The following is a 15,998-nucleotide window of genomic DNA, read 5'->3' on the forward strand; positions in this document are numbered from 1 at the left end:
GCAAGAGGATTTTCGCCGCCCAGTTGCAACACCGATGGCTCACTTTCATTTGGTTTGCTAACAGGTGCGCGTGGATCATCGAAACCGTTAAACGGGCAAGATGAAGCAGACCCGGGAATGCAGAAGGCCCATATTATGACCTCACAGACGTCGCACGCGACACCTCACAGAATTCTCGTCATTGGTGGTGCTGGGTTCATCGGAGGACATGTTGTCAAAAGCCTCATCGATGCCGGTCTGAACCTGGCCGTATATGACCTTCATGCCCAGCCATCCTCCATCGACATAGAGTGGCACAGCGGGTCGATCACGGATCTCAGCCTGATGGCATCGGTCGTTGCCGACCGGGATGCGGTGGTTTTTCTGGCGAATGCCAGCCTGCCCGGATCCTCAATTGCCAGCTTGTCCATGGAAATCCAGTCTCACGTGCGTGACACGCTGCGCGTGGCAGAGGTCTGTGCGGAACTGGGCGTAAAACACTTTGTTTTTGCCTCCTCAGGCGGCACGGTTTACGGGCATTGCCCGGCACCCGGAACCGGGCTTGTCGAAACCGCGCTGACTCAACCACAAAACGCCTATGGCGTGTCAAAGCTGGCTATCGAACACTACTTGCGCCTTCTGTCCGGCAAAGCAGACATGCGAACCACGTCGCTTCGCATCTCCAATCCCTACGGGGAAGGGCAGCGCGCCGTGCGGGGCCAGGGCTTTATCGCTGCAGCAATACAGCGCGCCATGGACGGGTCCGAGCTCGAGATTTGGGGCGATGGCCTGGTGGAGCGGGATTTCATCCACGTGTCCGATGTCGCTGCAGCGATCCTTGCGACATTGCGATCCGACAATCCGCCAGATGTCGTCAACATCGGAACGGGTCAGGCGACCTCGCTGAAATCAATCGTGGAAATGGTGGAAGCCGCATGCGGAACCTCTATCGACACCCGTTATTATCCCGGACGTCGGATCGATATCGAACGCAATGTCCTTGATATCTCGCGGGCGCGCAGCACCCTGGACTGGTCGCCGCGGGTGGCACTCGCGGATGGGCTCATCCAAACCGTCGCATGGTGGCAAGAGCATCACAAACCGGCCTAACCATCGGAAACACGCGCCCAACCGCGGCGCACAAGGTCATATAATATGTATTATGTTGAGTGCGAATACTTTGAAGTGCCGCCAAGCGAGATTCGGCAATCTCCGGGGTTTTTGCACCGGACGCGGCAAGATCCGCTTCCTCGGCCGCTCGGAATGCATCCATATCGAAGGGGCCCGTTACAAAACCGTGCCGCTTCAGACGTAGGTGAACTAGCACCGGATTGACATAGACGCCCATACCACCCGGGGTAGACGTTGATCCAAACCGGTCCGGCAAGACCTCGATATTGTCGCCTGGGCACAGCAACTGGAACGGTGCCCGCTGCGAGATCGCCTGACCATAGATCGCGTTGTTCGCCCGGCGCGGCAGCATCAGAAACTCGGTATCAACTTGCGATAAAACCTGCGTCGGATGGGCCGCACTGCCTTCGTCGAACACAATCTTTTCCGCCCCCATGAGATGACCCAGTTGCACGGCAAGCGACATTGCTTCGGGCGTGGAGCAAAAAACGCCCGCATCTTTCATTTTCGCCTCGAAATAGCTGCACCCCAACACACCACCTTTGTTCAGAAGGTGGCGCCGCCCCATGTAGATGCGGGCCGGTGCTCGGGCGATATGCAAAGCCAGCTTGTCGGCAAGCACGTCCTGATACCCCTGCAGGTATTCCCGATAAAACGGCTCGATGGGATTGCGCGGCGCCGTCCCCGGTTCAGGCACATCGAGGCGGTCAATCACGGTGGCCTCCCGGATCAACGTGACCGGCACGTCACCCATGTCCAGAAGCTGCATCAGGTCCGTCAGGAACCTGGGCAGCTTTGCCTCGGCCAGATCAGCCTTCGTGCGGACCTCCTGCAGACCCTGCACCGCCAGAAAGACAATCCCGTCATACGTCCGGCCCCCAGCCTTCAATGCCCAAAGACGGTGAATGCAATCCACAAAGAAGTGGCCGAAATGATTCCACATCGGACCGCCGAACACATAACGTCCCTTCAACCGCGGCAGGTCTTTGCTACCCTGAAACAGTTCGGACTTGCGCGGGATATCCTGCGGCTCATCCCGTAACGTTGCGCCTCGTTTCATACGCGATTCCGGCGGCGCGACCGCGGCGTCGATCCCCCCTCGAAACAGTGGGCGCTTATAGACAAAGGGCGTCACCGCCACATCGCGCAATGGAACGATACTTGGCCCTACGGTCATGTTTCCAACCCCAATCCCCGGATCAGCTTCACGTCGGCTTCAACAAAGCGCTCAAGCCTGCCGGCACTGTCATCACGTTCAAATCGTTCCAGCAAAGCAGGCCAACGCGCAGTCCTGCCTGCGTTGGGTCCGGCATTGACATACGTCCCCTGAATTTCAGGACACGTCCCAAACATCTCCGCCAACTCGGCTTCCAACGCGTCAAGCCCGTCTACCGTGTAAATGCGCTGCAAAGCGCCGGCACCGTCCAACGCCCGGCGCACCAGTTCAGGCTGATCAAGATCCGCAACCTCTGTCCAACCGCGAATCTTCCGGGTAGTCAGGTAATTACAGTAGAAATTGTTGTAGTGGTCATGGACAAAGCGCTGCCATGCTCTGTCCCCACCAAAAAAGTAGTCATCCGCCGATACGGACGTGACGGTCCGCATGTTTGTACGTGCCTTGGATGCCAATTCCTCGGCACTCAGCTTGGCGGCCTCACGGATCAGGTAGAAATAGAAGGATGCGATGCGCTCACGCGGGTCGCGCAACACGGTAAAGGCAAAGCGGTCGTCCGGCAGGGTATCCAGATCAACCCAGTCGATATGCCCGGCATAAAGGCGGTATCCAGACGGCATTTGCGCATCCGGGGCCGCATTGGCATGCGTACGCACCGGGCTGAACGCCTCTTCCGGCACCAGCTGTTTCAAAGCTTCCAGCACGGTCTGCCCTGCCGTCTTGGGAATGTGGGGAAACACCACAACGGGCGGCACCGTTCCGCCTGTTTTGGTCCGCTTGTACCACCGCGATAAAGAACCCAAATCAGTTATCTCCGAAGCCCGTGAGCAAACGCACTGCCTTTTCAGAAAACGCTTGAGGCGCTTTCTTCGAAGGCGGCACCACGCTTTCGCGCCAAGCGGCCGGCACGGAGTCACCAAAGCGCGCGCGCACCGCCTGATATTGCGGCGCAAGGGCCTCGCTCAGCATCTGTTCCACCGCATCCGGCAGCACAGTCGACCGCCCAAGATTGACCCGCTTGTCACCCGCAACCTTATGCGGCCTGATATCAAGGAAGGCACAGATTTCATCAACACTGTCCTGGCTGAACAAGTCTTCGTAAAAGGCATAGTGGATATGGTCTGATGGCACCGCCGCCTCAAGGGCTTCCATCGTGCGCGCATAGTCTGCGCGGGGAATGCGGGCAATATCACGCTTGTCTCTCAGATCCTGCGCATGGGCCACACATTTGGCTTCATAGGCAGCGTCGGACAATGTCGGGTTCTGCGCGCCGATCGCCATGCGAATCTGCGACCACAACCGATCAACGGGATCGCGCAGAATGAAAATGAACTTCGCGGGACCAAGACTGTCCATTTCACGAAATCCTTCGGCATCCAGCGTGCAGTAGGATGGGGTGAAGTCACAGATGATCTTTTGCCCGGCATAGCCCTTGGTCATGTACTCGACATAGGGACGGTGGTCGCCGGGGGCGGCCGCGTGAATTGACAATCGCTCGGCCAACAGTTGCGTGTCGCGCAGGCGCTTGCGATTTGCCGGGTCCATTCCAGGCGTCAGGTTGTCCACGGCACGTCGCAACTGTGCCAATCGGTTATTCAGGTGACTCTGTTCGCTTTTGACATAGAGCGCATCGAAATAGTGCAGTTCCTTGATGTGGACGGTGTGACTCTCTTCGCTTTGCTTGAGATAATCGAACAGCCAACTGGTCCCGGCTTTCTGCGCCCCGATGCCATAGACCATGGTCGCGCCCTTCGGCAGCAACCCTGTGGACCCAGTCCGCTTGGCCTCGACCGGAGCAGCGCCCACAAATTTGCGCACTGCCGCAGCGACGGTTTTGTCGTGCGGCGCACGGTTGAAAAACCCATGACTGGAATTGGGAAAGGGCATCATCTCGCACCGGTCGTTTGGCCACAGCGCGGCAAACCGGTGCGATACATCAATAGGCACAACATCGTCCTGTCCACCATGCGCCATGAAACAACGCAATCGCGACAGCATTGGATGCCCTTTCAACCTTGCAATGGGCGACAGATGGCCATGATCCTCCGGCTTGATCACGCGGTTGGCAAACCCGTCCGGTCCGGTGTCCGTCACGGCATTCAGCAGGATCAGCCCGGTCACATGCTCTTGCACTTCAGCCGAAGCTTCCAACAGCGCGTCCAAAGCCAAAAGTCCGCCAAAAGAGGCCCCCAGCAGATAAAGTCGCCCCCCGGCGGGAATTTGCGCCTGTGCCCAATCCAACGCCTGCGCGGCATCTGCGCGCATATCTTCGAAACTCGCCTGATCCGCGTTCAGCGTCCGGTAGCGTGCCAACGCCATTGTCACACCAGGTCCCGCAGTGACCCGCTGCGCAAACGGCACCATCATGTCAGGCGTCCCCGCAACACCGCCACCGCCGTGGAAGGCAAGGATGTGGACCGGATCGTTTGGCGTCGAGGCCAACATGGTGACCTCGCCTGCCTGCCCGATCTTCTGCGTTACTGGATCTGTCATACTGATCTTTGCCCCGCATCCTGGAGCACAGCTACGGCTCCGCATCCGGCCCTATCATTCCAATCAGCGGGGGAAAAGCAATGGCGTCGGATTCGTCGTCTGTTTTTGCAGCACACCATCGGGAAAAAGCAAAAAGTGCGCAGATTTCGTTATGGGACCGCAATGGTTTGCGGTTAACAGCGCAGCGAAGACAACTAAGGCTCGACATGGCAAACTGGCTAACGCAAATCCTGTCACGACCGGACTCCGCCGACCGGTGGTCCGGATCGCAAATGTCGATTTTCGACGTAACTGGTTCCGAGCGTGGCTTTGTGGACCTGATCGCAGCAGAAAAGGGTCGATTGATCGTTGCGGGTTGGGTTCAAGCTGCTCAGGTCGAATTGGTCCTGGCCGATCAGAGAGCCGCATTCATTCCAAACATGCCGCGGCCAGACGTCGCCGCTATCAAAGGCATCGATTCACGGGTCGGTTTTGATGTCCGCGTCCGTGCCTCTTCGCAAATCCTTGCCGATTGCGAGCCGCCCGGCCTAACCTTTGTTCCATTAGACGGCGCACACTCTATACCGCCCTTGTCCCTGCAACTCGTGCGGGGCTGACGTCGGCTACGCCTTAAACCTTGCAACTTGGAAAAGGGCGTGCTGAGTGTAATTTGTATTTCGTCCCGGATGGTATTCCGTGTTCAAGACTTTTTTCCTCAGCCGTTTGTCGGCATCCTCTCACCTCATTGGTGCCCCGACATGCAAGCGGAGCGCTTGAATGCTCCGTAGATTGTCGGCTTTACACAATCGCTATGCCGCTGCTCGGCTGGTCTTGAAGGGGCCATCCGGTCCCATTGTGGACGCCGAAGGTAACGAAGTCGGATACATCGATGAAATCGAAGTCATCGAAGGCAGGCTACGGGTTGCCGGATGGGTACGGGCAGCCAAGGTCACACTCGTTCTGGCCGAAGCAGAGACAAATATGGTTCCGCGTTTGCGCCGCGAGGATGTGGCACAAGCCCGCGATTTTCCGGCAGAAACGGGCTTTGATCTATCCATGCCCTGCACCCCGGAAATGTTGCTCACCAGCGATGCACCAGGACTGATTTGCGAGCCTTTGGTGGGACATGACGACATCCCGGCCCTGTCCCTAAAAGTGCCTTGGAACGGCTCAAGGCGTTTGGGCATGATGCTCCGCTTCGGGCGGGACATGGCAATTGCGTCACCAGCCATCTTGGGATGGTATGCAAGCCGCAATCCAATCTACCGCGCACGCGTCAAGGACCGGCTCGGGCTGAACATGATCGCCGCCGCCGAAGAACTGGTGCCAGAGCTGTTCGACGGCCCGCCATCCGCCCAAACCGAGGTGCCGGACTGTCGCATCACCATCGTGCTGCCGGTCTATAACGCTTTTGATTTGTTGTCGGATGTACTTGCCCGGATCACGGGCCACACCGACCTGCCGTGGCGCCTGATCATGATCGAGGATGGTTCGACAGACGATCGTGTCCTTCCCTTCCTGCGCAATTGGGTGGCACAGCACGCGGACGGTCACGACATCACCCTCGTCGAAAACCCCGAAAACCGTGGGTTTATCCGGTCCGTCAACGATGGGCTCGCACGAGCCATGGGACACACTGGCCCCGATGAAGGACCGGTGGTTCTGCTCAATTCCGATGCATTTCTGCCGAAAAACTGGGCCGGCCGCCTGGTCCGGCCTCTGCTGGCAGACACCAGCATCGCCAGCACAACACCCATGTCCAATGATGCCGAGATTTTCTCGGCCCCTGTGATCTGCGCAAAAACCGACCTCGCGCCCGGCCTCGCGGACCGCATCGACGAACGGGCCGGCGAATTCAACCCGGACTGCTTGCAACTCGACGTGCCAACCGGCGTGGGTTTCTGTATGGGCATAGGCCGTGACTGGCTGGAACGGGAACCCCAATTCGATACGGTGTTCGGGCGCGGCTACGGGGAAGAAGTTGACTGGTGCCAAAAGGTCCGCGCGCGCGGCGGGCGACATGTGGCTGTGCCGAACCTGTATGTTGAACACCGCGGCGGCGAAAGCTTCGGCTCAGACACCAAGCTGGCCCTGATTGCACGCAACAACGACATCGTTTCCAAACGCTACCCGAATTATGACGGCGAAGTGCAGCGCTATATAGGGGCCGACCCGCTGGGTACGGCACGGCTTGCGCTGGGATTGGCATGGGCCGGCAGTCTTGAACTGGATCAGGCGGTCCCGATCTACCTGGCACACACCCTTGGGGGCGGCGCACAGGTCTGGCTAGAAGCGCGTGTGGCTGAAACGGTGGCGAATGGCGTGCCTGTGGTTTTGCTCCGCGTCGGCGGTACACGGCACTGGCAGATTGAATTACACGCACCGGGCGGCATCACGCGCGGCAGCACGGACGACACCGATCTGATGCATGACCTGCTTGCGCGCCTGCCGCGCCGCACTGTGATCTATTCCTGTGGGGTCGGCACCCCTGACCCCGCCGGTTTGCCGACCGAGCTGGTGGCGTTGGCCCAAAACGACGACGACAGCGTCGAGATCCTGTTTCACGATTTCTTCCCGCTATCACCGTCTTACACGTTGCTTGATGCCGACGGTGTCTATCGCGGGCCACCGGACGACGCGCGCACCGATACCGCGCACCAGGCCTGGGGTATTGACGGCCACCGTGTCCCGCTCGCCGACTGGCAATCAGCCTGGAAAAGGCTGGCGGATCGGGCCGCCGCCCTGCATGTCTTTTCCGAAGACAGCGGCAATCAGGTACGCGCCGTCTGGCCCGACCTGTCCGACCGGATCGTGGTGTCGCCGCACCCCCTGCCCTACACGCCACCACAGCTGCCCAAACCAAAGGCAAACGCGCCACCGGTCGTGGCCGTGCTCGGAAACATCGGCCTGCAAAAGGGGGCTGCCGTCCTGCAGGAATTGGCAGCCATGCTCGACACTAATGCATCAACGGCGCAGGCAAAAACACCCCGCCTGGTTCTGATTGGCAATATCGATCCGGCATACGCCTTGCCAGCACATGTGCGGGTGCACGGCAGCTACCTGCCTTCGGATATTCCCGACCTTGTCCGGCAATACGGCGTCACACACTGGTTGATCCCGTCGATCTGGCCCGAGACATTCTCGTACACAACCCACGAGACACTTGCGACCGGTTTGCCCGTGCTTGCATTCGACATTGGCGCCCAGGGCGAAGCGGTGCGCCGTGCGCAAAACGGTGTAACAGTGCCGCTCCCTCCCCTGCCCCGGACCAAGACGAACATATCCTCCCGGACGCGCAATCCAGCTGGCTTTGCGGCGCAGAACGTGATTGAAACGCTGGATGCCCACCGCGCCCAGACCGCGGAGCGCTCGGACCTTATGTCCGACTAAACCAGGCCCCGCCACGAGGACGAAAATGACACCGGTGAATGTACAGATCGAAACGCTTCGGGCGCGCGGGATCGAAGTATTGCCAAGGGGAAACGGACCAAGCGTCACCCTGCCCCGCCACACGGTACTCGAAGCACCGGGCAGCCTGAAATGGACGCAATACGAGCATTCGATCGAGCTGGGGGCCTTCTCCTATCAGGTGTCGGGCTACTGCTTTGCCGCACGCATCGGGCGCTATTGTTCCTTTGGCGAAAACGTACAGATCGGGCGCCAGAACCACCCCTTGAGTTGGATTTCGACGTCGCCGGCCTTTTACCTTGGGGATAGGCTCTTTGATCTTGGGCACGATTTTGCAGATGCCGAAGACTATCACGATTACGAGTTTGAGACGAAAACGGCCGCAACCCGCGCGCAGATCACAACCATCGGCAACGACGTTTGGATCGGCCACGGTGCTTATATCGCAGCCGGGGTGACCATTGGCGACGGCGCAATCGTCGCTGCCCACTCGGTCGTGACCAAGGACGTTCCCCCTTACACCATGGTGGCGGGCAACCCGGCCGTCATCAAGAAACTGCGGGTCCCGCCGCAATTCATCTCTCCACTTCTGCGGTTGAAGTGGTGGCGCTATGCACCTTGGCAGATGACGCATCTCGACCCCTCGAACATGCAGGACTTTGTTCAAGGTCTTCACAGGATGGGCAACACGCCCGATTTCCAACCCGAGGTGATCGACCTGCGCAAAGAAGACGAGGTTGCGGTGAAATGACCAAGGCGGGCACAGCTACGACTCCAATCGTTTTTCTGCACATCCCAAAAACCGCGGGACAGACCATCCACTTCGAACTGGCCCGCATCGTCGGCGAAGAGGCAGTGTCGCCCATCCGTGTGCACACGCAGGCAGAAAAGGGCGCGGCGCAAATGCCGCCCGGATACAGCCTCTATTCCGGGCATATCGACTGGGACGCCATCGACACCCTGCCCCCGGATCGCTTTGTTTTTACCGTGCTGCGCGATCCGCTGGAACGGATTGCGTCCTTTTACTTCTACCTGCTGCGCAAGGCAGAAGCCGCCAGCCCCGAAGAACGCGCCCTGCCCGAGCGCAAAGGAATGCGCATGATCACGGGCCAGTCGGCAGATGACTACTTTTTCGGGGGCGATCCTGCGTGGCAACGGTTCATTCAGGATCACTACAACAACCTCTATTGTAGCTACCTCGTGACGCAAAAGATGCGCGGCAGACGGTTCGTGGCGGACAAGAAAGATACCGACCTCGTGCGCGAGGCGGCGGCAGCGGCGCGCGGGCTTGATGGCCTGTACGGTGTCGACAACCTTGGCGCTCTGGAACAGGACATTCTTGAAAGAACGGGGCAGGAGATCACGGTCGCCGGTCGCTACGTGAATGCCGGTCCTGACGCCGGGCCCGACGCGCAACCTGACCTGCGCTGGCCCAAACTCGCCGCCCGGTTGGAACAGGATCAGAGCCTGCAAAAACTGCTGGATTTCGCGCGGCTCGACCAGCAGTTGATGATTGAACTGGGACTGGCCAGCGACGCGCCGGTCTAAAGCCGTCCGGTCAACGCCAGCATCCGCAGAACCCGGTCCCCACCCGCCGATTGGCGGTACAATCCCAATTCGCGCAGCGCGCGCAAGCGCACCCGACCGCGCGGCTCGGCGCGCATCTCGACCATGCCCTTGACCAGCGTGCGCGCGTCAGGTGTCAGGGCGGGTTCGCACTGTGCCAGGGCCGCAAGGTTGCAATCGATCCACCCGGCGAACTCCCGCCCGGCCAAAATGCGCAACCGCACCATGCGCTCGCTCCAGCTGCGGTTGTGACCCAGCACATTTTGTTCGTGCAGGCGGTAGTACAGACCCGGCTCCGGATCGAGCACAACGCGCCCCCCTGCCCCGGCAATCAGGTTGTAAATCCACCAGTCGTGAAACGGCACTTTGGACGCCAACGCCGCCTGCGTGTGATCCACGACCAAAGCAGCAGCCGCGGGGTTCAGAACAAGCGCATGACCGCTCAGCACATTCTGCACCAACGCATTGGCAAATCCGGGTGCCCGTCGGTGCAGGGATGAGGTCCTCAACGGAGTCAAATCGGGCGCCGTATGGATCGACCGGCTTGAATAGCCTGTTGCCGTGTCCCCGGGCCCGATCTGGGACAATGCACGTTCCAGCTTGGTCGGCATCCACACATCGTCCTGATCGGCAAACGCCAACCAATCTGCATCGCGCCAGGCCGCCGCCGCCTGGGTCAGGAAATTTGCAGCACTCCCCTGACAGGGCCCAGACACAAGCGTGACATCTCGATCCGGATGCGCGGCCGCAAATGCGCGGATTTGCGCACACGTATCATCGTCTGACCCGTCGTCCCCCACAAACAGGGACCAGTTCTTGTGCGTCTGATCCACGATCGATTGCAGCTGCTGCGACAGATAGGCTGCACCGTTCCGTGTCGCCATGACGATCCTGACATGTTCCGGTGTCCGTGGGGCCGTTTTTCTGGCCGAAACTGCAGAACTCTGTGACATCCGCGCCTTCTCAATAGCTGGTCCTGGGACCGGCGCACCAAGGCAACCGGCTGGTCATTGTACATGATTTCATGTAGCGTCATGTTTATGCAGTTTCATGCTGTATATTCAACTAATTGGCAGGCGAAATTGGTGGCAGACTCCTCCAAATACCCGGCATCCACGCCCCAAGATTCCACAGACAGCGATGCGCCGGCATTTTCCAGCGCACGGCCGCGCGTGCTGCGGACCGGACCAAATGCAGCGGTTGCCGAAACGGCAGAACCAGCCGGACACGAAGCGGACGACATGACCATCTCTCAGCAAACCGAATCCGTCGATCAATATTCAGACGCAAACAGCTCCGACAGTGACGAGGCCGCGGCCCGCCTGGACGAAATCAAGCGCGAACGCCTCGACATGGCCCGCCGCAAAGAAGAGCTGAAGGCGATCAAGATGCGCCGGGATCTCGAACAGCTCGAAGCGCTTGTAGAAAACCCCGCCGAACAGGTTGCGCAGGAACAACCTGCCGCCATGACCCCGCCCGTCGTCGCCCCTCAGATACCCAGCGCGCCGCCCGCCCGCACGCGCAGCCGCCACTGGGTGGCCCTGATCAGCTTCCTTGTGATGGTCGTGGTGCCGGTGATTGTGTCCTTTTGGTACCTCACCGAACGCGCCGCACCCCGCTACGCGTCGATGTCAGGGTTTTCCGTGCGCAACGAAGAGGTGGGCTCTGCCGTCGACCTGCTTGGCGCGGTCACCCAAATCTCGGGATCGTCCTCATCCGATCCCGACATCCTGTATCAGTTCATCCAAAGCCAGGAACTCGTCGCACGCGCGGATGCCGCGCTGGACCTGCGTGCACTCTGGGCCAAGGGCGACCCGGATCATGACCCCGTGTTTGCCTATCACCCACCCGGCACGATCGAAGATCTCGTGACCTATTGGGAAAGGATGGTCGGGGTCTATTCCGACAGCGGCACGGGCCTGATCGATGTCGAGGTGCAGGCCTTTAGCCCGGAAGACGCCCGGCGGATCAACCAGTTCATCTATGACGAAAGCTCGGAGATGATTAACCGGCTGTCCGCCATCGCACGCGAAGACGCCACCCGCTACGCAAGAGACGAACTTGAGACAACGGTCGAACAGGTCAAGGTCGCGCGCCAGGCATTGACGCGCTTCCGCAACGAGACACAGATCGTCGATCCCGAAGCCAGCATTCAAAGCCAGATGGGTATCCTGTCGTCCCTGCAGGCCCAACTTGCCGAAACGCTGATTGATCTGGATATTCTGCTGCAAACCTCATCGCGGCAGGACGACCCGCGCATCATCCAGACTCGACGCCGGATCGAAGTCATCGAAGTGCGCATTAACGAAGAACAGCAGAAACTGGGGCTTGGTGATTCAGGTGGCGCCACAGACGAAGACGCGTTCGCCAACCTCGTCGGAGAGTATGAGCGGCTTCTGGTGGATCGGGAATTTGCCGAACAATCCTTTGCCGCGTCCCGGACAGCCTATGACGCGGCTGTCGCGGAAGCCCGCCGTCAGACCCGCTACCTGGCCGCCCATGTTCAGCCGACGCTGGCGGAATCTGCGAAATACCCGCAAGTCTATCAGGCGCTCGGCCTGGTGGGACTGTTTTCATTCTTGCTCTGGGCCATCCTGGCGCTGTCGGCTTATGCGCTTCGGGATCGGCGCTGACGGGCCGCGATGCGATGATCGTTCTACGCAACCTGACCAAGACGTTCTACATGAACGGCACCCGCAAGACGGTGGCCGACAACGTGAACGTAACCTTTCCCAGCGGTGTCGCCGTGGGGTTGTTGGGCCGCAACGGCGCGGGCAAATCAACCCTGCTCAAAATTATCGCGGGCACAGCGACGCCGACATGGGGTGAGGTGCTGAGCAACGGCAGCATCTCGTTCCCGGTTGGGCTGGCGACATCAATGCACCCTGACATGAGTGGCGCACAGAACACGCGGTTCGTCGCGCGGATCTATGGGGTGGAGACAGACGCCTTGACCGACTTTGTGCGGGGCTTCGCAGAACTGGGCCAGCATTTTCACCTGCCGGTGCGGTCCTATTCCTCGGGGATGAAGGCGCGGCTGTCTTTCGGCATCAACATGGGCCTCAAATTCGACACGTACCTGATCGACGAGGTGACGGCGGTTGGCGATGCCGCATTCCGCGCAAAAAGCGAGGCAGTGTTTCAGGACCGGTTGCGCACCTCCGGCGCGATCTTTGTCAGCCATGCGATGGGGTCGATGCGCCGCATCTGCCAGGCAGGCGCGGTCCTGGAAGACGGGCACCTGACCTACTACGACAACATCAATGATGCGATAGAGCACCATCAATACAACATGCAGACCAGTGGAGAAGATGATGACTGACGCTCCGCAGCAGCCTCCCGTATTGCAAAACGTGCACAAGACGTTGCCGCGCTTTGCCAGCTTGCGCACGATCACGGCCCTTGTCCTGCGCGAGATGTCGACAACCTACGGCAGGTCACCCGGGGGGTACATTTGGGCCGTGCTTGAACCCGCCCTGGGCCTCGCATTGCTTGTTGCGCTGTTCTCGACCGGGCTGCGCACCCCGCCATTGGGAACAAATTTCGCGATCTTCTATGCGTCCGGCCTTATGCCCTTTTTCACGTTTTTGTATGTGACCAACAAGGTGGGGCAGTCCGTTAACTTCTCCAGACAGCTTCTCGCCTATCCGCGTGTCACCATCTTGGACGCTGTGCTTGCGCGGTTCATCCTGACGGTTCTGACGCAGTACCTGGTGTCCTATCTTTTGATCGCCGCGATCCTTGGCACGATGGAAACCCGCACCGTGCTGGTGTTGCCTGCACTCCTGTCGGCCTTCGCCATGGCAGGGGCATTGGGGCTGGGCATCGGCATTCTGAACGCCGTGCTGGTTGCGTACTACCCCGTCTGGCAAATGGCTTGGGCGGTTATGACCCGACCTCTGATCCTGATCTCGGGCGTCATCTTTTTGCACGACCGCATTCCGCAGCCCTATCGCGACTGGCTCTGGTGGAACCCCCTGGTGCACGTGACCGGACGAAGCCGAACGGGGCTCTACTATTCGTATCGGGGCGAATACGTGAGCGAAATCTACGTGTATGCCGTGGCATTGATCTGCGGCACAATTGGCCTGCTATTCCTGCGCCGGTACTACCGAGACAGTATGGAGCGGTAGGGCGCGTTGGCCGAAACCCGCCGGTACCGTCTGCTTTTCGACGACAATCGGCGGTTGAATTTCACAAAACTGCCTCATAAATGCCCGAAAATTAACCGCTTTTTTTGCGTTTAGATTGAATCCGCGAACTTGCGCCAATGCATTTCCGTGACCTAGTGTCACCACACGAATTAATATAACTCAATTCAACGAAAACGGGCAAAGCGCAGCAGAACGCACGGGCCCGTACATACACTGAGGGAATACGAGATGACCACCTTCACACTCAATGGGACCAATTCAAGCTTCTTCGGCGACGCGTTCTTTTCGGACACTGGCGAAGTAGAAGTTGATATCGTATCGGCCGAAAGCACAACCGTTGTTCTGTTCAATCCCCAAACCGGTATCACCACAACGATTGTAGGCACCGGCTTTGCCTTTGGCGGCCCTCCCGGCGAAGAACAGCCAACTGCGGGCACCGTCAACAGCATGACGATGAGAAGCGCGGACAACACCGTTCTCGAAGGGTCCCTGACAGGCGTGAGCTGGGATTTTGTCGAGCTGTCTGCCGCCCTGGACGCCACAAGCTCGGATAACCTCCAACCCATCGCCGCCCTCTTGAACGGCGACGGGCCAATCACCTTCGACGCAAGTTCGGCCGGAACCGGCCTGAACATGTTCGACCTGCTGGACCCGGCTTTCGCCGACCTGATCACCCAGCCAGTCACAATCAACGGCTCAGGCTTTTATGATCAACTGTTTGGCGGCCGGGGCAACGACACCATCGTCGTCGGCGGTGACAACGGCAATGACAACGGCGGCGACATCGAAGGCACCCTGGGCAACGACACGATCAACTTCTCCAACAGCACGCCCACCACGTTCCAGTGGCTGGACTACGAGGACTTCGTGGACGGTGCCGTCACGTTCAACATCAACGCCGCAACCAACACCGGATCGATCACCGGGACTGGGTTCAGCGACACGTTGCTTGACGTCAACGCCATAATGAGCGCTTTCGGGCTCGGCCTTGAGGGCGGCGAAGGCAACGATACATTTAACATCACCGGTGCCAACGACACGTGGTTCAACCTGCGGGGCAACGAAGGCAACGACACCTACAACGTCAACCTCGGAGACGGTAACGGACGGATCAGCTTCAATGGCGGTTCGGTCAGCGACCCGTTGGCTGGTCTTGTCATGGACCTGTCCACCGGCATCGTCAGCAATGACGGGTTCGGCGGACAAGATACGATCTCGGTGACGGGCAACGGACGGCTGGAAATCCGCGCGACGGACAACAATGACAGCATCATGGGCTCGGATCGGAATGAAAGCTTCATCACCGAACAGGGCAACGACACGGTCAACGGCGGCGGCGGCACCGACCGAGTGCGCTACGACCGTTCGGGCGTCGACGCAGTCAATGTCGATCTTGAGGCGGAAACCGCAACGGGCACGTGGGACGGCTTCGCATTCACCGACACACTGATCTCGATTGAATATGTTCGTGGCTCACGCGACGGCGACGACACCCTGCGCGGCTCGCTCGGGGATGACATATTCGAAGGGCGCGGCGGCAACGACCTCATCGAAGGGCGCGATGGCAACGACGACCTGTTCGGGGACGACGGCAACGACACGCTGCGCGGCGGCGCGGGCGACGACTTCCTCGCTGGCGATGCGGGCAATGACTCGATCGATGGCGGCGATGGGCAGGACAGCCTGGAAGTTGGCGACGATAGCACCAATGTGACGCTGCTCGCACTGGACAACGAAACCATTCAGATCACGTCGGCCGCAGGCATCGACACGATCAGTGGTGTCGAAACATTCTTTTTCGAGGATACCACGCTCAGCCTCGCTGACCTGGCCGCCCAGCTGGGGATCAGCGGGGACACGGTTGCCGGCTCCGGCGCGTCTTCGAACATCGACGGAAGCCTCGCCGCTGACACGATTTCGGGCGGCGCAGGCAACGACACCGTGAACGCCGGTGCGGGCGCAGACAGCCTGAATGGCGGGATCGGCGCAGATGAGCTGAACGGCGGATCGGGCAACGACACGCTGCTTGGCCTCAACGGCTTCGACAACCTGAACGGCGAAGACGGCGATGACAGCCTGAACTCCGGCTTCGGCAACGACACGCTGGACGGCGG

The 15,998-nt window shown here is 59.7% G+C and carries 12 protein-coding genes and 1 pseudogene; 9 read left to right on the forward strand and 4 right to left on the reverse strand.

All coding sequences use genetic code 11. From position 1 onward, the window contains the following. Nucleotides 1-135: 135 nt before the first annotated feature. Nucleotides 136-1,089, forward strand: a complete 954-nt coding sequence (locus AC53L6_RS23820; RefSeq protein ID WP_496909628.1) for an NAD-dependent epimerase/dehydratase family protein — start codon at nt 136-138, stop codon at nt 1,087-1,089. On the opposite strand, the gene AC53L6_RS23825 is transcribed toward AC53L6_RS23820, so the two are convergent. From AC53L6_RS23825 to AC53L6_RS23835, 3 genes are read right to left on the reverse strand one after another with little or no spacing between them, the layout of a single operon-like run. Beyond that, the gene (locus AC53L6_RS23825) at nt 1,043-2,287 is read right to left on the reverse strand and encodes a glycosyltransferase family 61 protein (protein ID WP_496909629.1); all 1,245 of its coding nucleotides are present in this window, start codon (nt 2,285-2,287) and stop codon (nt 1,043-1,045) included. The genes AC53L6_RS23820 and AC53L6_RS23825 overlap by 47 nt on opposite strands. After that, on the reverse strand, nt 2,284-3,087 hold the full coding sequence (locus tag AC53L6_RS23830; protein ID WP_496909630.1) for a sulfotransferase family 2 domain-containing protein: 804 nt from the start codon (nt 3,085-3,087) through the stop codon (nt 2,284-2,286). The genes AC53L6_RS23825 and AC53L6_RS23830 overlap by 4 nt, the downstream gene beginning before the upstream one ends. A 1-nt stretch (nt 3,088) precedes the next feature. After that, nucleotides 3,089-4,777, reverse strand: a complete 1,689-nt coding sequence (locus AC53L6_RS23835) for an alpha/beta hydrolase fold domain-containing protein (RefSeq protein WP_496909631.1) — start codon at nt 4,775-4,777, stop codon at nt 3,089-3,091. 206 nt (nt 4,778-4,983) lie between these two features. Here AC53L6_RS23835 and AC53L6_RS23840 point away from each other — a divergent pair, with 206 nt between their 5' ends. The 4 genes from AC53L6_RS23840 (at nt 4,984) to AC53L6_RS23855 (ending at nt 9,712) form a co-directional block, all read left to right on the forward strand. Further along, entirely contained in the window at nt 4,984-5,373 is a 390-nt protein-coding gene (locus AC53L6_RS23840) for a hypothetical protein (protein ID WP_299707589.1), read from the forward strand. A 160-nt stretch (nt 5,374-5,533) separates the two neighbouring features. Continuing rightward, nucleotides 5,534-8,146: a glycosyltransferase gene (locus AC53L6_RS23845; protein WP_496909632.1), complete on the forward strand. Its 2,613-nt coding sequence runs from the start codon at nt 5,534-5,536 to the stop codon at nt 8,144-8,146. A gap of 25 nt (nt 8,147-8,171) precedes the next feature. Next, nucleotides 8,172-8,915 (forward strand): CatB-related O-acetyltransferase, encoded by a 744-nt coding sequence (locus AC53L6_RS23850; protein WP_299211071.1) that lies wholly within the window; start codon nt 8,172-8,174, stop codon nt 8,913-8,915. Then, on the forward strand, nt 8,912-9,712 hold the full coding sequence (locus tag AC53L6_RS23855; RefSeq protein ID WP_496909633.1) for a sulfotransferase family 2 domain-containing protein: 801 nt from the start codon (nt 8,912-8,914) through the stop codon (nt 9,710-9,712). The genes AC53L6_RS23850 and AC53L6_RS23855 overlap by 4 nt, the downstream gene beginning before the upstream one ends. Here AC53L6_RS23855 and AC53L6_RS23860 read toward each other — a convergent pair. After that, complete coding sequence (locus tag AC53L6_RS23860; RefSeq protein ID WP_496909634.1) at nt 9,709-10,683, reverse strand: glycosyltransferase; 975 nt, start codon at nt 10,681-10,683, stop codon at nt 9,709-9,711. The two genes, AC53L6_RS23855 and AC53L6_RS23860, sit on opposite strands and share 4 nt — an antisense overlap. A gap of 132 nt (nt 10,684-10,815) precedes the next feature. Between AC53L6_RS23860 and AC53L6_RS23865 the strand changes: the two genes are divergently transcribed. The 4 genes and pseudogenes from AC53L6_RS23865 to AC53L6_RS23880 all read left to right on the forward strand — a co-directional run. Further along, a complete protein-coding gene (locus AC53L6_RS23865; protein WP_496909635.1) occupies nt 10,816-12,363 on the forward strand; it encodes a KpsE/RkpR family capsule polysaccharide export protein in 1,548 nt (515 codons plus the stop codon). A 14-nt stretch (nt 12,364-12,377) separates the two neighbouring features. After that, nucleotides 12,378-13,052 carry an ABC transporter ATP-binding protein gene (locus tag AC53L6_RS23870; RefSeq protein WP_299211083.1) on the forward strand — a complete coding sequence of 225 codons (675 nt, stop codon included), beginning with the start codon at nt 12,378-12,380 and terminating at the stop codon, nt 13,050-13,052. After that, on the forward strand, nt 13,045-13,863 hold the full coding sequence (locus AC53L6_RS23875) for an ABC transporter permease (protein WP_299751156.1): 819 nt from the start codon (nt 13,045-13,047) through the stop codon (nt 13,861-13,863). The genes AC53L6_RS23870 and AC53L6_RS23875 overlap by 8 nt, the downstream gene beginning before the upstream one ends. A gap of 249 nt (nt 13,864-14,112) precedes the next feature. Next, a pseudogene (locus AC53L6_RS23880) lies at nt 14,113-15,998 on the forward strand (hypothetical protein); the annotation flags it as partial.

This window comes from Tateyamaria sp. LSS28 (assembly GCF_059611725.1).

Bases quoted from the DNA above. Each gene is read 5' to 3' on its own strand.
- AC53L6_RS23820 (WP_496909628.1), top strand. From the start codon at position 136: ATGACCTCACAGACGTCGCACGCGACACCTCACAGAATTCTCGTCATT.
- AC53L6_RS23825 (WP_496909629.1), bottom strand. From the start codon at position 2,287: ATGACCGTAGGGCCAAGTATCGTTCCATTGCGCGATGTGGCGGTGACG.
- AC53L6_RS23835 (WP_496909631.1), bottom strand. From the start codon at position 4,777: ATGACAGATCCAGTAACGCAGAAGATCGGGCAGGCAGGCGAGGTCACC.
- AC53L6_RS23840 (WP_299707589.1), top strand. From the start codon at position 4,984: ATGGCAAACTGGCTAACGCAAATCCTGTCACGACCGGACTCCGCCGAC.
- AC53L6_RS23845 (WP_496909632.1), top strand. From the start codon at position 5,534: ATGCTCCGTAGATTGTCGGCTTTACACAATCGCTATGCCGCTGCTCGG.
- AC53L6_RS23850 (WP_299211071.1), top strand. From the start codon at position 8,172: ATGACACCGGTGAATGTACAGATCGAAACGCTTCGGGCGCGCGGGATC.
- AC53L6_RS23855 (WP_496909633.1), top strand. From the start codon at position 8,912: ATGACCAAGGCGGGCACAGCTACGACTCCAATCGTTTTTCTGCACATC.
- AC53L6_RS23860 (WP_496909634.1), bottom strand. From the start codon at position 10,683: ATGTCACAGAGTTCTGCAGTTTCGGCCAGAAAAACGGCCCCACGGACA.
- AC53L6_RS23870 (WP_299211083.1), top strand. From the start codon at position 12,378: ATGATCGTTCTACGCAACCTGACCAAGACGTTCTACATGAACGGCACC.
- AC53L6_RS23875 (WP_299751156.1), top strand. From the start codon at position 13,045: ATGACTGACGCTCCGCAGCAGCCTCCCGTATTGCAAAACGTGCACAAG.